Source organism: Pseudomonas sp. RT6P73, assembly GCF_054897715.1.
Genome location: NZ_JBUBUV010000002.1, coordinates 2474243 through 2489526 on the forward strand (window position 1 = coordinate 2474243; position 15284 = coordinate 2489526).

At 57.3% G+C, this 15284-nt stretch carries 13 protein-coding genes; all 13 read right to left on the minus strand.

The window, feature by feature from the left end:
- Positions 1 to 41: 41 nt before the first annotated feature.
- The 13 genes from ACYZT6_RS12130 to ACYZT6_RS12190 all read right to left on the minus strand — a co-directional run bounded on the left by ACYZT6_RS12130 (position 42) and on the right by ACYZT6_RS12190 (position 15201).
- Complete coding sequence (locus ACYZT6_RS12130) at positions 42 to 686, minus strand: hypothetical protein (RefSeq protein WP_462027080.1); 645 nt, start codon at positions 684 to 686, stop codon at positions 42 to 44.
- A gap of 66 nt (positions 687 to 752) precedes the next feature.
- Positions 753 to 1286: a hypothetical protein gene (locus ACYZT6_RS12135; RefSeq protein WP_462027081.1), complete on the minus strand. Its 534-nt coding sequence runs from the start codon at positions 1284 to 1286 to the stop codon at positions 753 to 755.
- Complete coding sequence (locus ACYZT6_RS12140) at positions 1283 to 1843, minus strand: lysozyme family protein (protein WP_462027082.1); 561 nt, start codon at positions 1841 to 1843, stop codon at positions 1283 to 1285. Before ACYZT6_RS12140 ends, ACYZT6_RS12135 begins: the two co-directional genes overlap by 4 nt.
- Position 1844: 1 nt before the next feature.
- The gene (locus ACYZT6_RS12145; protein ID WP_462027083.1) at positions 1845 to 4040 is read right to left on the minus strand and encodes a type VI secretion system Vgr family protein; all 2196 of its coding nucleotides are present in this window, start codon (positions 4038 to 4040) and stop codon (positions 1845 to 1847) included.
- Between the two features lie 382 nt (positions 4041 to 4422).
- Positions 4423 to 5367 (minus strand): carbohydrate kinase family protein, encoded by a 945-nt coding sequence (locus ACYZT6_RS12150; protein ID WP_462027084.1) that lies wholly within the window; start codon positions 5365 to 5367, stop codon positions 4423 to 4425.
- 13 nt (positions 5368 to 5380) lie between these two features.
- Positions 5381 to 6877 (minus strand): xylulokinase, encoded by a 1497-nt coding sequence (xylB, locus tag ACYZT6_RS12155; protein WP_462027085.1) that lies wholly within the window; start codon positions 6875 to 6877, stop codon positions 5381 to 5383.
- A gap of 156 nt (positions 6878 to 7033) precedes the next feature.
- Positions 7034 to 8506 (minus strand): mannitol dehydrogenase family protein, encoded by a 1473-nt coding sequence (locus ACYZT6_RS12160; protein WP_462027086.1) that lies wholly within the window; start codon positions 8504 to 8506, stop codon positions 7034 to 7036.
- A gap of 15 nt (positions 8507 to 8521) precedes the next feature.
- Positions 8522 to 9625, minus strand: a complete 1104-nt coding sequence (locus ACYZT6_RS12165) for an ABC transporter ATP-binding protein (RefSeq protein WP_462027087.1) — start codon at positions 9623 to 9625, stop codon at positions 8522 to 8524.
- 32 nt (positions 9626 to 9657) lie between these two features.
- A complete protein-coding gene (locus ACYZT6_RS12170) occupies positions 9658 to 10488 on the minus strand; it encodes a carbohydrate ABC transporter permease (protein WP_007936731.1) in 831 nt (276 codons plus the stop codon).
- Positions 10489 to 10498: 10 nt separating this feature from the next.
- Positions 10499 to 11425, minus strand: a complete 927-nt coding sequence (locus ACYZT6_RS12175; RefSeq protein ID WP_462027088.1) for a carbohydrate ABC transporter permease — start codon at positions 11423 to 11425, stop codon at positions 10499 to 10501.
- A gap of 247 nt (positions 11426 to 11672) precedes the next feature.
- Positions 11673 to 12983, minus strand: coding sequence for an ABC transporter substrate-binding protein (locus ACYZT6_RS12180; protein WP_462027089.1), 1311 nt, complete (start codon positions 12981 to 12983; stop codon positions 11673 to 11675).
- Positions 12984 to 13326: 343 nt separating this feature from the next.
- Positions 13327 to 14232, minus strand: coding sequence for an AraC family transcriptional regulator (locus tag ACYZT6_RS12185; protein WP_462027090.1), 906 nt, complete (start codon positions 14230 to 14232; stop codon positions 13327 to 13329).
- Positions 14233 to 14313: 81 nt separating this feature from the next.
- Positions 14314 to 15201, minus strand: coding sequence for a phospholipase (locus ACYZT6_RS12190; protein WP_462027091.1), 888 nt, complete (start codon positions 15199 to 15201; stop codon positions 14314 to 14316).
- Between the last annotated feature and the right edge of the window lie 83 nt (positions 15202 to 15284).

A 15284-nucleotide genomic window follows, 5' to 3' on the forward strand; every position in this document is an offset into this window, starting at 1 on the left:
TCCCAAACAATCCAGCGTCCGTGGGTGCTGGATTTTTTGTTTCACGGTTTGGAAGTGTCGAGCTCTATTAATCTGTCACCGTCTGAACTTGAGGTTACGGGAAATTCGTCTAACTCCAAAAAAGTCCCGTTTTTCCCATAGCTCAAATATTTGTGCGAGCTTTCATTATCCGTATTCTCAAAAATTACTTGAGCTCCCTGTGCAGAGATTCTTACCCATTGAGGGCGATTTCTTTCGGCGAAGTTAATTCGCTCTATCTGCCCATCACCTGGATCGAAATAAAACAAAGCACCCCGCAAAAAATTTGAGCTGAACTCGCCAGAAACCACCAGTACGTTTAGATTTTGTTGGCCTGACGCACATTGCCATTTCACATTTCCGCCTCGCGATGCTTCTGCATCCTCATACATGAAGCTGGTTTTTTGGGCGTGGCGAACTTTGTAGATATAGGTGTCGACTATTGGTGATCCACGTAGCAGCGAAATCGTATTTTTTGGACCTTCTAATTCGCAATCGATCACCGTCCTCAAATGAGGTTGAGCAGCAAGCGCCTGAATGCAAAAAGTAAAAAGACCGATGCCAAAAATAAAGGCTCTCATTTGACCATATCTCTTAAGATTTGCATCGAATTGGAGCTGCACGAAGCTTTTCTGAGGCTTCCTTGATTTTGCGTCGACAATGCCCACATCAATCAACACCTGCGCCCAGTCTACTTGGTGCAGAGCATCAAGCGTGATGTCCGAATTTGATGTCTACTTGAGGCGTATGACCTTGAATCCACGGCCATTAGGCACGACGTCACTGCCGGCAGCCTCGTCCGGCTGACCTTTGCCTGACACATAGTCATAAACCAAAAACTTCGTAGACACTTCATTCCCAATATTTGGAATGACTAGCCGCATCTGCTGCTGCCCCAAATAAAGATAACGGGGCAGGGCTTTCTCGGCGAAATCGATTCGCTCGATTGAATGACTGACCGGATTTTTGCGTAAAACAACGCCCTTTAAATAGGGCGAGCCGTAGTTCATAACAAATATCAGGCTCGAGGACGCGCACTTGGCCATGACGACTTCCCCGACAAAATCGGAGTCAGGCATGTCGGTGAAAGCAATTTGTGTTTTTTTATCGACGTTGACTCTTAATCGCTGGCCTTCAGCGTCTGTCTCGGCCAGTAAAGATACGCTTGTCCCGTCAGACAAGGGGCAGTTGAGAATAGACTTACTTTGTCCCGCATAAGCGGTAGGCCCTGACAATGCGGCGATTAAAAAAAACCATGCTTTGTTCACTTTAAGTTGTCCCTAAGCACTTGCATTGAATCAGGCTTGGCCGCGAGCTTTGTTGCGCACGCACTTATTTTTTTATAATAAACGCCGTTGGAAAGGCCTCGATATTTTTTATAGGCTTCTTCGATTGAGCTCGAAATATCTATCCAGTACTGCATGTACTCCGTACCTATTTGAATATTCTTGGCTTCATCGAAAAGAGCGCCGCTTTTGTAAAAAGCCTCGCCATCAGCGAAAGCCTGTTTTGTCAGAGGGTCGCTCGGCATATGACCAAGTTCTTTCTTTTTTCGATATTTGTAAACTTGCTGTACTCCCTCCAGCTGCATCTGCAGCAGACCACGAGCATTATGGCCCGCGCCGGCTTTCGCATCGAAGCGCGACTCCATATAAATCTGGCATATAACAGTATTTGTATCGATCGTTGACTTGTTATTGACTTCGACAAGCGCCCTGATTTCCTTCAGGCGCTTACTATCATCGACCATGACTAAGGCTGGTTTTTTATCGGCTGCTGGAGTCAACGCTTTTTGACTTGTGGCCAGAGGTTTTTGTTTGGGCATATCATGCATCCCATCCTGGATTGATTGGGGGAATGTCGTCATAAATCTCAACTACAGCCATTTCTGCTTCTGTACTTTTGATTTTTGCCGTTCTACCTTCATCGTTGGTGCGTCCCGTGAGGCTTTTACCGGAAGATGTTTTGATCACATAAGGGAAATTTTTCAACGGCAAACCTGAGGTTTGATCAGTAATCAAAAAATCCAGATCGTGATCCGTTTTCTCAGGGACTATTTTTCGCTCTAAAAGTTGGCCGGCACTAGCGATTGCAGCAGCGAGCGGAATCGAAGGGATTAACGCTTGTATACCTGAACCCGCCCCCGGCGAGCCCCCGGTATTCACCTTCACCTCAGCCCCACTAATCGTCACGCCCCCCGCATCAACCTTGACGAAACTCCCGCCAGCCTTGGCCGTCAGTTCCATCCCGCCTTCAACTACCACCTTGTTGCCAGCGTGGTAATGAATCTCCTGGCCGGCCTCGACAAACTGCGCTGTCCCCACCTTCACATGCTGGGTCACCGCCACCGTCAGGTGATCATCCGCCCGCGCCTCAGTCTTGCGATCCAGTTGCGTGATGCGATGTTCTTCAACCATGAACTCGCTGAAAACATTGGCCTCAACCGTGTCATGGCGTTCATTGCCAATCCGGATCTTCTGGTCGTGTTCGATGTTTTCATCCCAGTCGCACTGGGCATGCAGGTAGATCTGTTCCGCACCTTTCTTGTCTTCGATACGAAACTCGTTGTAACCCTTGCCGCCCGGTGAGCTCAGGGTTTTGAAGGTGCTGCGGGTTTTGTTGGCCGGCAGGTCGTAGGGGACGACGTTTTCCTTGTGGAACAGGCAGCCGGTGATCAGCGGTTGGTCGGGGTCGCCTTCGAGGAAGGTGACGAGGACTTCCATGCCGACGCGCGGGATGGCGATGCCGCCGTAGGCACTGCCGGCCCAGCCGGTGGCGACGCGCAGCCAGCAGCTGGTGTTGTCGTTGGCCTGGCCGTCGCGGTCCCAGTGGAATTGCACTTTTACGCGGCCGTATTCATCGCAGTGGATTTCTTCGCCCGGCGGGCCGGTGACGATGGCGGTCTGGCTGCCCAGGACTTTCGGTTTCGGGTGATCGAGGGCAGGGCGGAAGTGCGCGTCCCACGGGGTGGCAAGGAAGGTGTTGCGGTAGCCCTGATGGAAATCGTCTTTGTTGTGGGTGACGTCGCTGGTGACGTTTTTGCCGAGTACTTGCGGCTGCTTGCCTTCGTGCACGACTTCGAGCAACAGCCAGAGGTCGTTCCATTCAGAGCGCGGGTGTTCACTCAGGGCCATGAAGTGGCCGCTGACCAGAGTTGGCTCGTCGCCTTTGCCTTCGGCCAGTTGGTAATCGCTGCGATGGCGTTCCAGCGCGCGGGTCGCCAGTTGTTTACCGCGTGCGCGGTCGGTGAAGCGGCCGGGGTAGTCATAGTCTTCAAGGTCCGGGGCGAAGGTGCTCTTGGCGGCGCCTTCGGGCAGGATTCTCGGTTTCTCGAAGTCGTAGTCGCGACGGCTGACGCGGGAGGTGCGGGTTTCCAGGCGCAGGTTGAAGCGTTTGATCACCGGTTTGGTGGCGGCCATGCCGGAGTCTTGCTGGTAGGCCACGGGCGACAGTTTGCGGAACACTGTCTGGTCATCGCCGAACACCAGTTTGTGGCCGCTGGCGCTGTGCTGGAAGTGGAAGTGAATGCCTTCCTCTTCACACAGGCGCTGGATGAAGTGCAGGTCGGATTCGTCGTACTGCACGCAGTAGTCGCGCTCGGGGTAGATCGCGCCGAGCTGGAAACTGTAGGCGTCCGCCAGGATGCCGCGCGCCTCAAGTACCTGGGCGATGATTTTCGGCACACTTAAATGCTGGAAAATCTGCTGGTCATGGTTGTGACGCAGGTAAGCGAGTTGCGGGACCAGGCTGATGCTGTAGCGCGTCAGGCTTTTGCCGGAATCACCTTGCTCGATGCGATAGACCAGACCGTGGATGATGCCTTTGCCGGTAGCACCGAAGGTCAGGCAGCCAGGCTTGTGCAGCAACTCTTCGAGTTTCAGGTCGGGACGGGCGCTGACCAGTTCGATGTCGAAGCAGAACGGCTGGTTGAGGGTTTCGCGACCGACGAAGCTGAGCACTTGCAGGTCAACGGAAACGCCTTCCAGCGTCAGGGAAATATGGGTTGCGTTCGCGTCCAGCATGCCTTTAATTCCGTCCTTTGAATAAGCTGGTGCGGATGGTGCAGCATTAAACCGCCTCGTTCAAGGCGCAAATGCCGTAGGCGTGGATGCCTTAAGCTATCGGGAAAACCCCTAGGTGCGGGGTTTCGGCCAATGGATACGGGGGTTGTTGCTTTATCCTCTCCAGCACATCCTTGCATCACAGGGGCGGGGCGGCCAGAAACTGATAGTCATTTTCAGACTAAAGTCATCTGTAGCCCTTGTTGGGATCGAAAGTTAGCGGTGTGTGTTACATCGCTATCGCGGGCAAGCCCGCTCCCACAATGATCATTGCCGAACACAAAATCTGTGTCCGCTGGAGATCACTGTGGGAGCGGGCTTGCCCGCGATAGGGGCCTGTCAATCAGCGAAGATCTAATTGATGCCGATACGGCAAATCCGGCCCGGTCTTGCTGCATGTCAACGCCGCTGCCTGCACCGCAAACTTCAACATTCCGTCGATTTGCTCGCGCTCCAGCGATTGCACGCCCGCAACCGAATCCAGCTGCTGCTCCGTCAACCAGGTAATCAACGCCGCCTGGAACGTATCGCCAGCGCCCACGGTGTCGGCGATTTTCACCGAGCAGGCCGGCACCGACCACGAACCATGACTGCGACTGAACACCGTCGCCCCTTCGCCACCACGGGTCAGGAACACCAACTGACAGCGATGCTGCAACCAACCCTCGATAACCCGCTGCGGATCCTGCTCGGGGTACAACAGGCTCAAATCCTCATCGCTGACTTTGATCAGGTCAGCCAACTCAACCAGCGTCGCAATCCGCGATCGCCACAGATCGATGTTCGGCTCAGGATTGAGTCGCACATTCGGGTCAAGGCTGATCAAGCGTCTACCGCTTTCCCGCTGCACCAACGCCAGCAGCGTGTCGGCAATCGGCTGCACCACCAGCGAATACGAGCCGATGTGCAAACCGCGCACGTCAGGCCCCAGCTCAGGCAAATGCTCAGGTTTGAGCTGCCGATCCGCGCATCCTTCACCGCGAAAGCTGTAGTGCGGCGAACCATTGGCACCGACAGCAACCATCGCCAAAGTCGTAGGTGCGGCGAAATCAACCAAATAGTCGGGACGCACGCCTTCATCTGAAAGCACTTGCTGCAACCGCCGGCCAAGGTAATCAGTCGACAACCCGGCAAACAGCGCCGACTCGACACCCAACCGCCGAAGTCCGACCGCGACGTTGAACGGCGAACCGCCGGCAATCGCCTTGAAATTCACTTTTGAAGCCAGGCCGCTGGCGTCGTCTTCACTGAAGAAATCGAACAGCGCTTCGCCACACACCAGATACATAATTGTTCGCTCTTTAAAGGGTTGCGACATGCTGTTGATAGCGTTCATAGGCCTGCTGACAGGCCGCCACATTGTCGGCAATCGGCAAGGTTTCGCTGGCCGGATCGAGCTTCACGCAACGCTCGCAAAGGTCCGCCAGGCTGTCCTCGTGGCCGTTTGCCCAGGACTTGCACCACGCCGCCTGAATCGCCGCACCGAGGGCTGCGGCTTCGCTTTGCTCGGTGCAGATGACTGGGGTGTTCATGATGTCGGCGACCATCTGCCGCCACACCGGGCTTTTCGAGCCGCCGCCGATCAGGCAAATGCTGCGGCTTTGTAAGCCATTCTGGCGCAGCAGGTCCAGTCCGTAACGCAAACCGAAGGTGGTGCCTTCCACCACGGCGCGGCACAGGTTGGCCTGGGTCAGGTTGGTCATGGTCAAGCCCAGCAGGCTGCCGGTGGCATGGGGCAGGGCGGGGACGCGCTCGCCGTTGAGGAACGGCAGCATGCACACGCCTTCGGCACCGATGGGTGCTTGTGCCACCAAGTCATTGAATTGCTCGATATCCAGGTCGAGCAGCTCGCGAATGACCCCGGTGGCGTTGGTCAGGTTCATGGTGCAGATCAGCGGCAACCAGCCACCGCTGGAGGAACAGAAGGTCGCGACCGACGCATCCGGGCTGACTTTCGGCTGGTCGGAATAGGCGTACACCGTTCCCGAAGAGCCGAGGCTCATGGTGATCGCGCCGGGCTTGATGTTGCCGGTGCCGATGGCGCCCATCATGTTGTCGCCGCCTCCGCTGGAGACCAGCGCTTGCGGGTTGATGCCCAGGTGTTCGGCGATGCTTGGCAGGATCGTGCCAACCGCTTGATGCGCATCGATCAACTCCGGCAGCGCGGCTTGCAGGCGTCCGCTCGGGTCGATGTCGCGCAGTAGCTGCAGATCCCATTGGCGGGTTCGCACGTTGAAATAGCCGGTGCCGGAGGCGTCGCCGTATTCGCTGCAACTGCGGCCGGTGAGCCAGTAGTTCAGGTAGTCGTGAGGCAGGAGGATGCGGGCGATTCGGGCAAAAATGTCCGGGTGCTGTTCTTTGGTCCACAGCAATTTGGAAACGGTGTAGCCCGGCGCGATGACCACGCCGAGGCGCTCCAGTGAGCCCTTTTCGCCGCCGAGGTGAGTCAGCAGACGGTCATTCTCCGGAGTGGATTCGGTGTCACACCAAAGCTTCGCCGGACGCAGCGCCCGGCCCTGATCATCGAGCAGCACCAGGCCGTGTTGCTGGCCGGAGACGCCGATGCCGAGGATGTCCTGACCGTCGACTTTCGCGGCGAGCAACGCACGGTGGGTGGCCAGGGTGAACGCTTCCAGCCACAGGCTGGTGTCTTGCTCGCGACGACCGTTGGCGCCGCTGATCAAGCTGTGCGAGGCGGCGCCCTGGCCCAGCACCTGACCGCTGACGGCGTCGAGGATGATGGCTTTGGTGCCTTGGGTGCCGCAGTCGATGCCGAGGAAGAGGTGTTGGTTTGTCATGGAAAATCCTTGGTGTGTCTGGTCGATCTTGGTGAAGCCATTCGCGGGCAAGCCTCGCTCCTACAAGGTTAGTGTCGAGCGCGGATCAGATGGTTGACCCCGGACCTGTAGGAGCGAGGCTTGCCCGCGAAGGCGGCAGTGGTTTCACCGCAGGGCTTATGCCAGAACCCGCTCCAACGTCCGCGTCACTCCCACCTCCCGCAAGCTGTTACAGCACCATTCAAACGCCGCCACAAACTCCGGCGAACGCGGAATCGCTGTTCCGAAAATCTCCTCGACTTCGAGCAACCGCTGGGTAATCAACACATCATCCGCCACCAAGGCCTGGCAGAACGTCGCACGAGGATCGGGTATCGAGTAGGTATCCCCATTCTCATCCACCCCCTTCAAATACAACGCCCAGGCCGCCACCACCAGCGCGGCACGCTTGGTCTCTTGGCCATCGGCAATCAGCCGATTGATCGTCGGAATGGTGAACTTGGGAAACTTCGACGAGCCGTCCGAACACACGCGCTCCAGCTGATCGGCAATCGCCTGATTGGAGAAACGTGCGACCAGAGTGTTTTTGTAATCCGTCAGATCAATCCCTGGCACCGGCGACAGTTGGGGTGTGACATCCAGGTCCATGTAGGCACGCATGTAGCGCACAAACAGCGGGTCATTCATGGTCTCGTGGACGAAGCGATAACCCTTCAGGAACCCCAGATACGTCAGGGCCAGATGACTGCCGTTGAGCAGTTTGATCTTCATCTCTTCATACGGCGTGACGTCGTCAGTGAATTGCACGCCGACCTTTTCCCAGGCCGGCCGCCCATTGACGAACTTGTCTTCCAGCACCCACTGCACAAAAGGTTCGCAGACCACCGGCCAGGCATCGTCCAGCGCATGTTTGTCCGCCAGTTGCAGCCGGTGCTCGGTGCTGGTCATCGGGGTAATGCGGTCGACCATGGCGTTGGGGAAGCTGACATGGCTGTCGATCCAGTCGCGCAGATCGGCGTCGCGTAAAGCGGCGAAGGCCAACAAGGCTTTGCGGGTGACCGCGCCGTTGTGCGGCAGGTTATCGCACGACATCAAGGTGAATGCTGGCGTGCCGGCGGCGCGGCGTTTGGCCAGTGCGGCGCAGAGAAAGCCGAACACGGTTTTTGGTGCGTTCGGGTTCGCCAGGTCGTACTGGATTTGCGGCAGGTGCGCCATGAACTCGCCGTTGCTGTCGTCGATGCAGTAACCGCCCTCGGTGATGGTCAGCGAGACGATACGGATCTCTGGACTGGCGAGTTTGTCGATCAACGCCTGCGCGCCGTCTTCGGCCAGCAGCATGTCGCGAATCGCGCCGATGATCCGGACTTCGGTGTCGTCGGTGTCGCCCAGCTCGAACAGGGTGAAGAGGTAATCCTGCTCTTTCAGATCGTCACGGGCGCGGCGGTCTTCGGCGCGCAGGCCGACCCCGCAGATCCCCCAGTCGAGACCTTCACCGGTATTCATCAAGGCGTCGGTGTAATACGCCTGATGGGCACGATGAAAGCCGCCGACGCCGATGTGTGCAATGCCCTGGCGCGTATCGCTCAGGGTGTAGGCGGGCAGGACCACCTCGGGGGCGAGGCGGTTGAGGTTGTGTTTATTGAGTTTCATCAAAGGCTCTCTAAATCAGGCCGCTGCGCGCAGCGGGCGGGTCAGCGCCACGCCGGCGGCATCGAATAAATGGCAGTGTTCGGCGTCCAGGTGCAGGCTCAAGGCTTCGCCGTAACGGCTGGCCAGGTCGCCACGAACGCGCATGGTCAGTGCTTCGCCGGAAGAGGTCACGACGTGGCAGAAGGTGTCGCTGCCCAGGCGTTCGCTGACGTCGGCGGTGACCTGCAAAGTGCAGTCGCCGGTTTGCGCGAGGTTGAGGTGTTCCGGACGAATTCCCAGGGTCACCGCGCCGCCGACGTTCAGGTTGGCGCGGGCCAGCGGCAGCGTGATGCGGGTGCCGGCGTCCAGCAGGACTTCACAGTTTTGACTGTCGACGCGGGTAACTTTGCCCTTGAGGAAGCCCATTTTCGGCGTGCCGAGAAAGCCTGCGACGAACAGGTTGGCCGGCTGATGGTACAGGTCTAGCGGCGAGCCGACTTGCTCGATTTTGCCGCCGTTGAGCACGACCACTTTGTCGGCCATGGTCATGGCTTCGACCTGGTCGTGGGTCACGTAAATCATCGTCGCTTGCAGGTCTTTGTGCAGGCGCAATAGTTCAAGGCGCATCTGCACTCGCAGGGCGGCATCGAGGTTGGACAGCGGTTCGTCGAACAGAAAGATTTTCGGGTTGCGCACAATGGCGCGGCCGATGGCGACCCGTTGACGCTGGCCGCCAGACAGTTGCTTCGGCTTGCGCTCCAGCATCGGCCCCAGCTCAAGGATGCGCGCCGCTTCGCCGACTTTTTTCTCGACTTCAGCTTTCGGCACACCGGCCAGGTCGAGGGCAAACGACATGTTTTTACGCACGCTCATGTGCGGGTACAAGGCATAGGTCTGGAACACCATCGCCAGGTCGCGCTTGGCCGGGCTGACTTCGGTGATGTCACGACCATCGAGTTCGATGGTGCCGCCGCTGACTTCCTCCAGCCCGGCGATCAGCCGCAGCAACGTGGATTTGCCGCAGCCCGAAGGACCGACGAAGACCACGAACTCCTTGTCGTTCACTTCCAGGTCGATGCCTTTGATGATGGAAAAGCCTTCGAAGCCTTTTTGCAGATTCTTGATTTTCAGGTTGGCCATGATGGCGCTCCTTAGTGCTAATTCTTTGAGGGCTACTTCACGGCGCCGAACGACAGGCCGCGGACCAATTGTTTCTGGCTGATCCAGCCGAAGATCAGGATCGGCGCACAGGCCAGCGTCGACACCGCCGATAACTTGGCCCAGAACAGGCCTTCTGGACTTGAGTACGAAGCGATCAATGCGGTCAGCGGCGCGGCTTTGGACGAGGTCAGGTTCAGCGACCAGAACGCCTCGTTCCAGCACAGGATCAGCGACAGCAAAACGGTTGAAGCCAGGCCGCCCTTGGCGATCGGCAGCAGCACACGGACCATTTCCTGCCACAGCGTGGCGCCGTCGAGGCGTGCGGCTTCGAGGATGTCTTTGGGAATGTCCTTGAAGTAGGTGTAAATCATCCAGACCACGATCGGCAGGTTGATCAGCGTGTAGATCACGATCAGCGCGATGCGCGTATCGAGCAGGCCGAAGCTCTTGGCCAGCAGGTAGATCGGCATCAGCACGCCCACCGGCGGCAGCATCTTGGTGGAGAGCATCCACAGCAACGTGCCTTTGGTGCGCTGGGTTTCGTAGAACGCCATCGAGTACGCCGCCGGCACCGCGATCAGCAGGCACAGAGCAGTAGCGCTGAACGAAATCACCACCGAGTTCCAGGCAAAGCTGAAGTAATCGCTGCGCTCGTTGATGTGCAGGTAGTTCTCCAGCGTCGGCGTGAAGATGAACTGCGGCGGCGTGGCGAAGGCGTCGATTTCGGTTTTGAAACTGGTCAGCACCATCCAGAAGATCGGGAAGAAGATCAGGATCGCGATGGCCCAGGCCAGGGTGCCAAGCAGCAGGCTTTGCAGGCGGCGGGATTGTTGAAGAGTCATGGCGCAGGCCTCAGGCTTTATCTGTCAGGTTTTTGCCGATCATCCGCACCAGCACGATGGCCGCGATGTTGGCAATCACCACCGCGATCAACCCGCCGGCGGACGCCATGCCGACGTCGAACTGCACCAGCGCCTGGTTGTAGATCAGGTAGGCGAGGTTGGTCGAGGCGTAGCCGGGGCCGCCGTTGGTGGTGGTGAAGATTTCGGCGAACACCGAGAGCAGGAAGATGGTTTCGATCATCACCACCACCGCAATCGGCCGTGCCAGGTGCGGCAGGGTCAGGTGCCAGAAAATCGCAATCGGCCCGGCACCATCGAGGCGCGCGGCTTCTTTCTGTTCCTGGTCGAGGGACTGCATGGCGGTCATCAGGATCAGGATCGCGAAGGGCAGCCATTGCCAGGACACAATGATGATGATCGACAGCAGCGGGTAATGCGCCAGCCAGTCCACCGGCTGCGCACCGAACAGCTTCCAGACGTAGGCGAGAATCCCCGAGACCGGGTGGAAAATCAGGTTCTTCCAGATCAGCGCCCCGACGGTGGGCATGATGAAAAACGGCGAGATCAGCATCACCCGCACGATGCCGCGACCGAGGAACTCACTGGCCTCCAGCAACGCACTGATCAGCACGCCCAGCACCACACTGATCAGCAGCACACTGCCAACCAGCAACAGGGTGTTGGTGGCGCCGGGCATGAACCCGGAGTCAGTCAGGAAGTACGTAAAGTTCTCCAGCCCCACGAACTGGTTTTCGCCGGGGTACAGCAGGTTGTAGCGGATCATCGAAAAGTAAACGGTCATGCCCAGCGGCACGATCATCCACAGCAGCAACAACGCCACCGATGGACTGACCAGAAACCAGCCGGGATTGGCCAGCCGGTTTTTACGCACCGGTTGGGGGATGTCCATGTGAGCTTTGGCAGTTGAAATATTCATGGCATTAAACCGATTAGGACAGACAGACGAAGATCAAAATGTGGGAGCGAGCCTGCTCGCGATGGCGGTGTATCAGTCACCCACAATGTTGAATGTGAAGCCGTCATCGCGAGCAGGCTCACTCCCACATGGATTGCGTCAAACCTGTAGGAGTGAGGCTTGCCCCGCGAAGAGGCCGGTACATCCGAAACATCTTCAGCGGCTGGAACACCGCTATCGCGGGCAAGCCTCGCTCCTACAGGTGGGGTTACTTGGGATAACCGGCGCGCTTCATCTCACGCTCGGTTGTTTGTTGTGCGGCCGCCAACGCCTGGTCGACCGTGGTCTGGCCGATCAGCGCCGCCGAGAACAACTTGCCGACCTGAGTACCCACCGCCTGGAATTCAGGAATGGTTACTAACTGAATGCCGATATAGGGCACCGGTTTGAGGGTCGGCTTGCTCGGGTCCGCCGCTTTCAGCGATTCCAGCGTGACCTTGGCAAACGGCGCGGCGCTCATGTACGCCTCGCTGTAGGTCGAGGCCCGAGTGCCGGGCGGCACGTTGGCGATGCCGTCTTTTTCGGCGACCAGGGCGCCGTATTCCCTGGAAGTGGCCCAGGCACTGAAGGTTTTAGCCGCGTCCTTGGCCTTGGAACTGGTCGGAATCGCCAGAGCCCAGGAATAGAGCCAGGCCGAACCTTTGTCAGTGGTCTCGTGGGGTGCGAAGGTGAAGCCAACGGACTCGCTGACCTTGCTTTGAGTCTTGTCGGTGACAAAGGAGCCGGCGACGCTGGCGTCCACCCAGATCGCGCACTTGCCGCTGTTGAACAGCGCCAGGTTTTCGTTGAAACCGTTGCTGGAAGCACCCGGCGGGCCGGACTTCTTCATCGTCTCGACGTAGAAATTCAGGGCGTTTTTCCACTCGGGTCCGGTGAATTCCGGTTGCCATTTCTCATCAAACCAGCGCGCGCCGTACGCGTTGGCGACGGTGGTGATCAGCGCCATGTTCTCGCCCCAGCCGGCTTTGCCACGCAGGCAGATGCCGTACTGTTCTTTGTCTTTATGGGTGAGTTTGCTGGCGAATTCACCGATCTGCGTCCAGGTCGGGTGCTCAGGCATGGTCAGCCCGGCGTCTTCGAACAGGTCGGTGCGGTAATAGGTGATGGAGCTTTCCGCGTAAAACGGCAGGGCGTAGAGCGTGCCCTTGACCGAAAGGCCTTCACGCACCGAAGGGAAGACATCGTCGAGGGCGTAGGTGGCCGGCAAGTCCTTCATCGGCTCCAGCCAGCCCTTGGCTCCCCAGAGTGCGGCTTCGTACATGCCGATGGTCAGCACGTCGAACTGCCCGCCTTGCGTCGCGATGTCGGTGGTCAAGCGTTGTCGCAGGACGTTTTCTTCCAGCACCACCCAATTGAGCTTGATGTCCGGGTGCTCGGCCTCGAAGGTTTTCGAGAGCTTTTGCATGCGGATCATGTCGCTGTTGTTGACGGTGGCGATGGTCAGGGTCTGAGCGCCGAGGCTGACGCTGCTGAGGGTCATGCAGGTGAGGGCAAGCAGAGCTTTTACAGAAGGTTGCATCGTGCACTCCTTTTCTGCACCCATGGGTTACAGAAGGACAGTTATTGTTTTTGTGTCTTCCTGCGGAGGGAAGAATGTGCACTGATTACAGCGTTCAATGGAAGATGTGACAAATCATCCGTCGCACTTGAATCGATACTATTTTGCACTGGGATTAAAGGAGGGAACTGTTAGGACAGGCTTTGCGGAGGTGAATGGTCATCGAGTTTGTACAGGTTTACGGGCCTCTTCGCGGGCAAGTCGGATCGCCGCACTGCTCGCTCCTACAGGGATATACGTAAAACCTGTAGGAGCGAGGCTTGCCCGTGAAGGCGTACTAAAGATCACCCCATTACCAAGACGATCAACCCAGGTTCTGCTCAGTCAACCGCTGCACCGCCAGCCGCCGGTAATGCGAAGGCGTCATGCCCTTGAGCTGCTGAAAACGCCGATTGAAGTTGGAAATATTGTTGAAGCCCGACTCGAAACACACATCGGTCACCGTTTTGTCGCCATCAGCCAGCAGCTCGCAGGATTTGCTGATACGCAGGCGATTGACGAACTCGATGAAGCATCGCCCGGTGGCCTGTTTAAACACCCGGCTAAAATAAGTCGGCTTCATGCCCAAGTGCTCGGCAACTTCCTCGAGCGGCAGGTCCCGGGCGTAATGCGCAAAAATGTAATCCACCGCCCGGTTGGTGCGATCGATGTTGTGCTCATCCGCCAGTTGCGGCGTGGTGGCCCCCGACAGCAACTGAAAATCGTCAGAAGCGGCGAGCAGTTCCAGCAGAATAAAAAAGTGCCCCAGCCGGGTTATGCCTTTGGTATCGGCAATGCGTTGCATCAAGGTCATGGCCTGGCGGATGGTGCGCTTGCAACGAAATTCGATGCCGTACTGCGCACGCTCCAGCAGTGGCTCCAGGGTCCTGAGTTCCGCGAACACCTGATGACCGCTCTCAAACAACTCATCGGTGAAATTGACCAGCATGTCGCGTTTGGGCACTACCTCGTCTTCGGCCACCTGGCTGATCCAGTTGTGGGGCAGATTGGGGCCGGTCAGGAACAGGGATTCCGGGTAAAAGTTGCCGATGTAGTCGCCGATGAACACCTTGCCGGAACTGGCGACGATCAGGTGCAGTTCGTATTCCTTGTGGAAATGCCAGCGCACCAAAGGGCAGGGGAATCCATGCTGGCGATAGATGATCGACAACCCGTTGTGGTCGTCCATAAGTTCGTAGGAAGGATCGGTGACTCTGGCGGTTCGGGTCATGTCAGGGCGCTTCTTATTGTCATTGCACCCTGATCATGCCTCTTTCCTGGCCTGTAATGCCAGCTTGCAACGCTGCGGGCGTTACGCCGTAGCCCGATCATGCAAGGCATGACCGTACACGGCTTTCATGCTGGTGGCCGTCCAGCAATAACGAACGATCTCTGACTCATCAAAAAAGTCGGTATTGATGATGCTGCAGCGCGTCACCCAGTCCCGGGTGGGATTGAACCAGTCATTGATCTGGTTTTTGATGTCTTGAGGACCTCCCAGAAACGCGTAGCTGGTGGCCGATAACGACCATAGAAATGTTTCGTAAGGCGCGTCTTTGAGTGTATTGGAAATATGGGATTTCAGATCCTCGGTGTCGGTAAACCGCTTGTTGACCCACTTATGCGGGATGCGCGGCCAGAAGTAATCCTCATCCAGTCCCGGACGTACAAGCGCCGACAACATCACCCTGCGGCGAGTGCTGATCCGCTTGAGCTCACCGATTGTTTTTGTCGCATCCTCGGGCGGTATCACCCGCTGTCCGAGTCGACTCACCAGAAGATCATTGAGTTTTTGATAATCAAAGGGTTTGGACCCGTCTTCGAGCTGGTGGAAATCCAGCACAATGAATTCATCCGGATTACGTTCAAGGAACGCTGAAACCGCCGTGATCAGTTCATCGAGGACGCGGTGGGATTGGTATCCATTGTGATGAAAATAGAAGATCGACTGGTCAATACCCTCGGTGTAGCCCAGGCGGATATCAAAGGCTCGTGCGCCATTGGACAGTTGCCAGGCAAATGAGTCGTTTTGACACGTCGTCCAGTTGCCGATGACCACATCATAATTAGGCGCCTGTTTATCCATGCCGGCGTTATGGGCGCCGGGCCAGACGACATCGGTCAGTTTTATACGATCGATGTCGAGGACGTTACTCATCCACTTTTGTTTGTCTAACGTGCCTGCTGTGTTATGGGTCATGACAGTTCCTTGTCGTTGTCTCGCCCCTTCCGTTGGGCGACGAAGTAAAGGTGTCAGATGTGGCTGAGTGCTACACCCGTATT

Coding starts and splice junctions, on each gene's coding strand:
- ACYZT6_RS12140 (WP_462027082.1), bottom strand. CDS start 1,843: ATGCCCAAACAAAAACCTCTGGCCACAAGTCAAAAAGCGTTGACTCCA.
- ACYZT6_RS12145 (WP_462027083.1), bottom strand. CDS start 4,040: ATGCTGGACGCGAACGCAACCCATATTTCCCTGACGCTGGAAGGCGTT.
- ACYZT6_RS12150 (WP_462027084.1), bottom strand. CDS start 5,367: ATGTATCTGGTGTGTGGCGAAGCGCTGTTCGATTTCTTCAGTGAAGAC.
- xylB (WP_462027085.1), bottom strand. CDS start 6,877: ATGACAAACCAACACCTCTTCCTCGGCATCGACTGCGGCACCCAAGGC.
- ACYZT6_RS12160 (WP_462027086.1), bottom strand. CDS start 8,506: ATGAAACTCAATAAACACAACCTCAACCGCCTCGCCCCCGAGGTGGTC.
- ACYZT6_RS12165 (WP_462027087.1), bottom strand. CDS start 9,625: ATGGCCAACCTGAAAATCAAGAATCTGCAAAAAGGCTTCGAAGGCTTT.
- ACYZT6_RS12170 (WP_007936731.1), bottom strand. CDS start 10,488: ATGACTCTTCAACAATCCCGCCGCCTGCAAAGCCTGCTGCTTGGCACC.
- ACYZT6_RS12175 (WP_462027088.1), bottom strand. CDS start 11,425: ATGAATATTTCAACTGCCAAAGCTCACATGGACATCCCCCAACCGGTG.
- ACYZT6_RS12180 (WP_462027089.1), bottom strand. CDS start 12,983: ATGCAACCTTCTGTAAAAGCTCTGCTTGCCCTCACCTGCATGACCCTC.
- ACYZT6_RS12185 (WP_462027090.1), bottom strand. CDS start 14,232: ATGACCCGAACCGCCAGAGTCACCGATCCTTCCTACGAACTTATGGAC.
- ACYZT6_RS12190 (WP_462027091.1), bottom strand. CDS start 15,201: ATGACCCATAACACAGCAGGCACGTTAGACAAACAAAAGTGGATGAGT.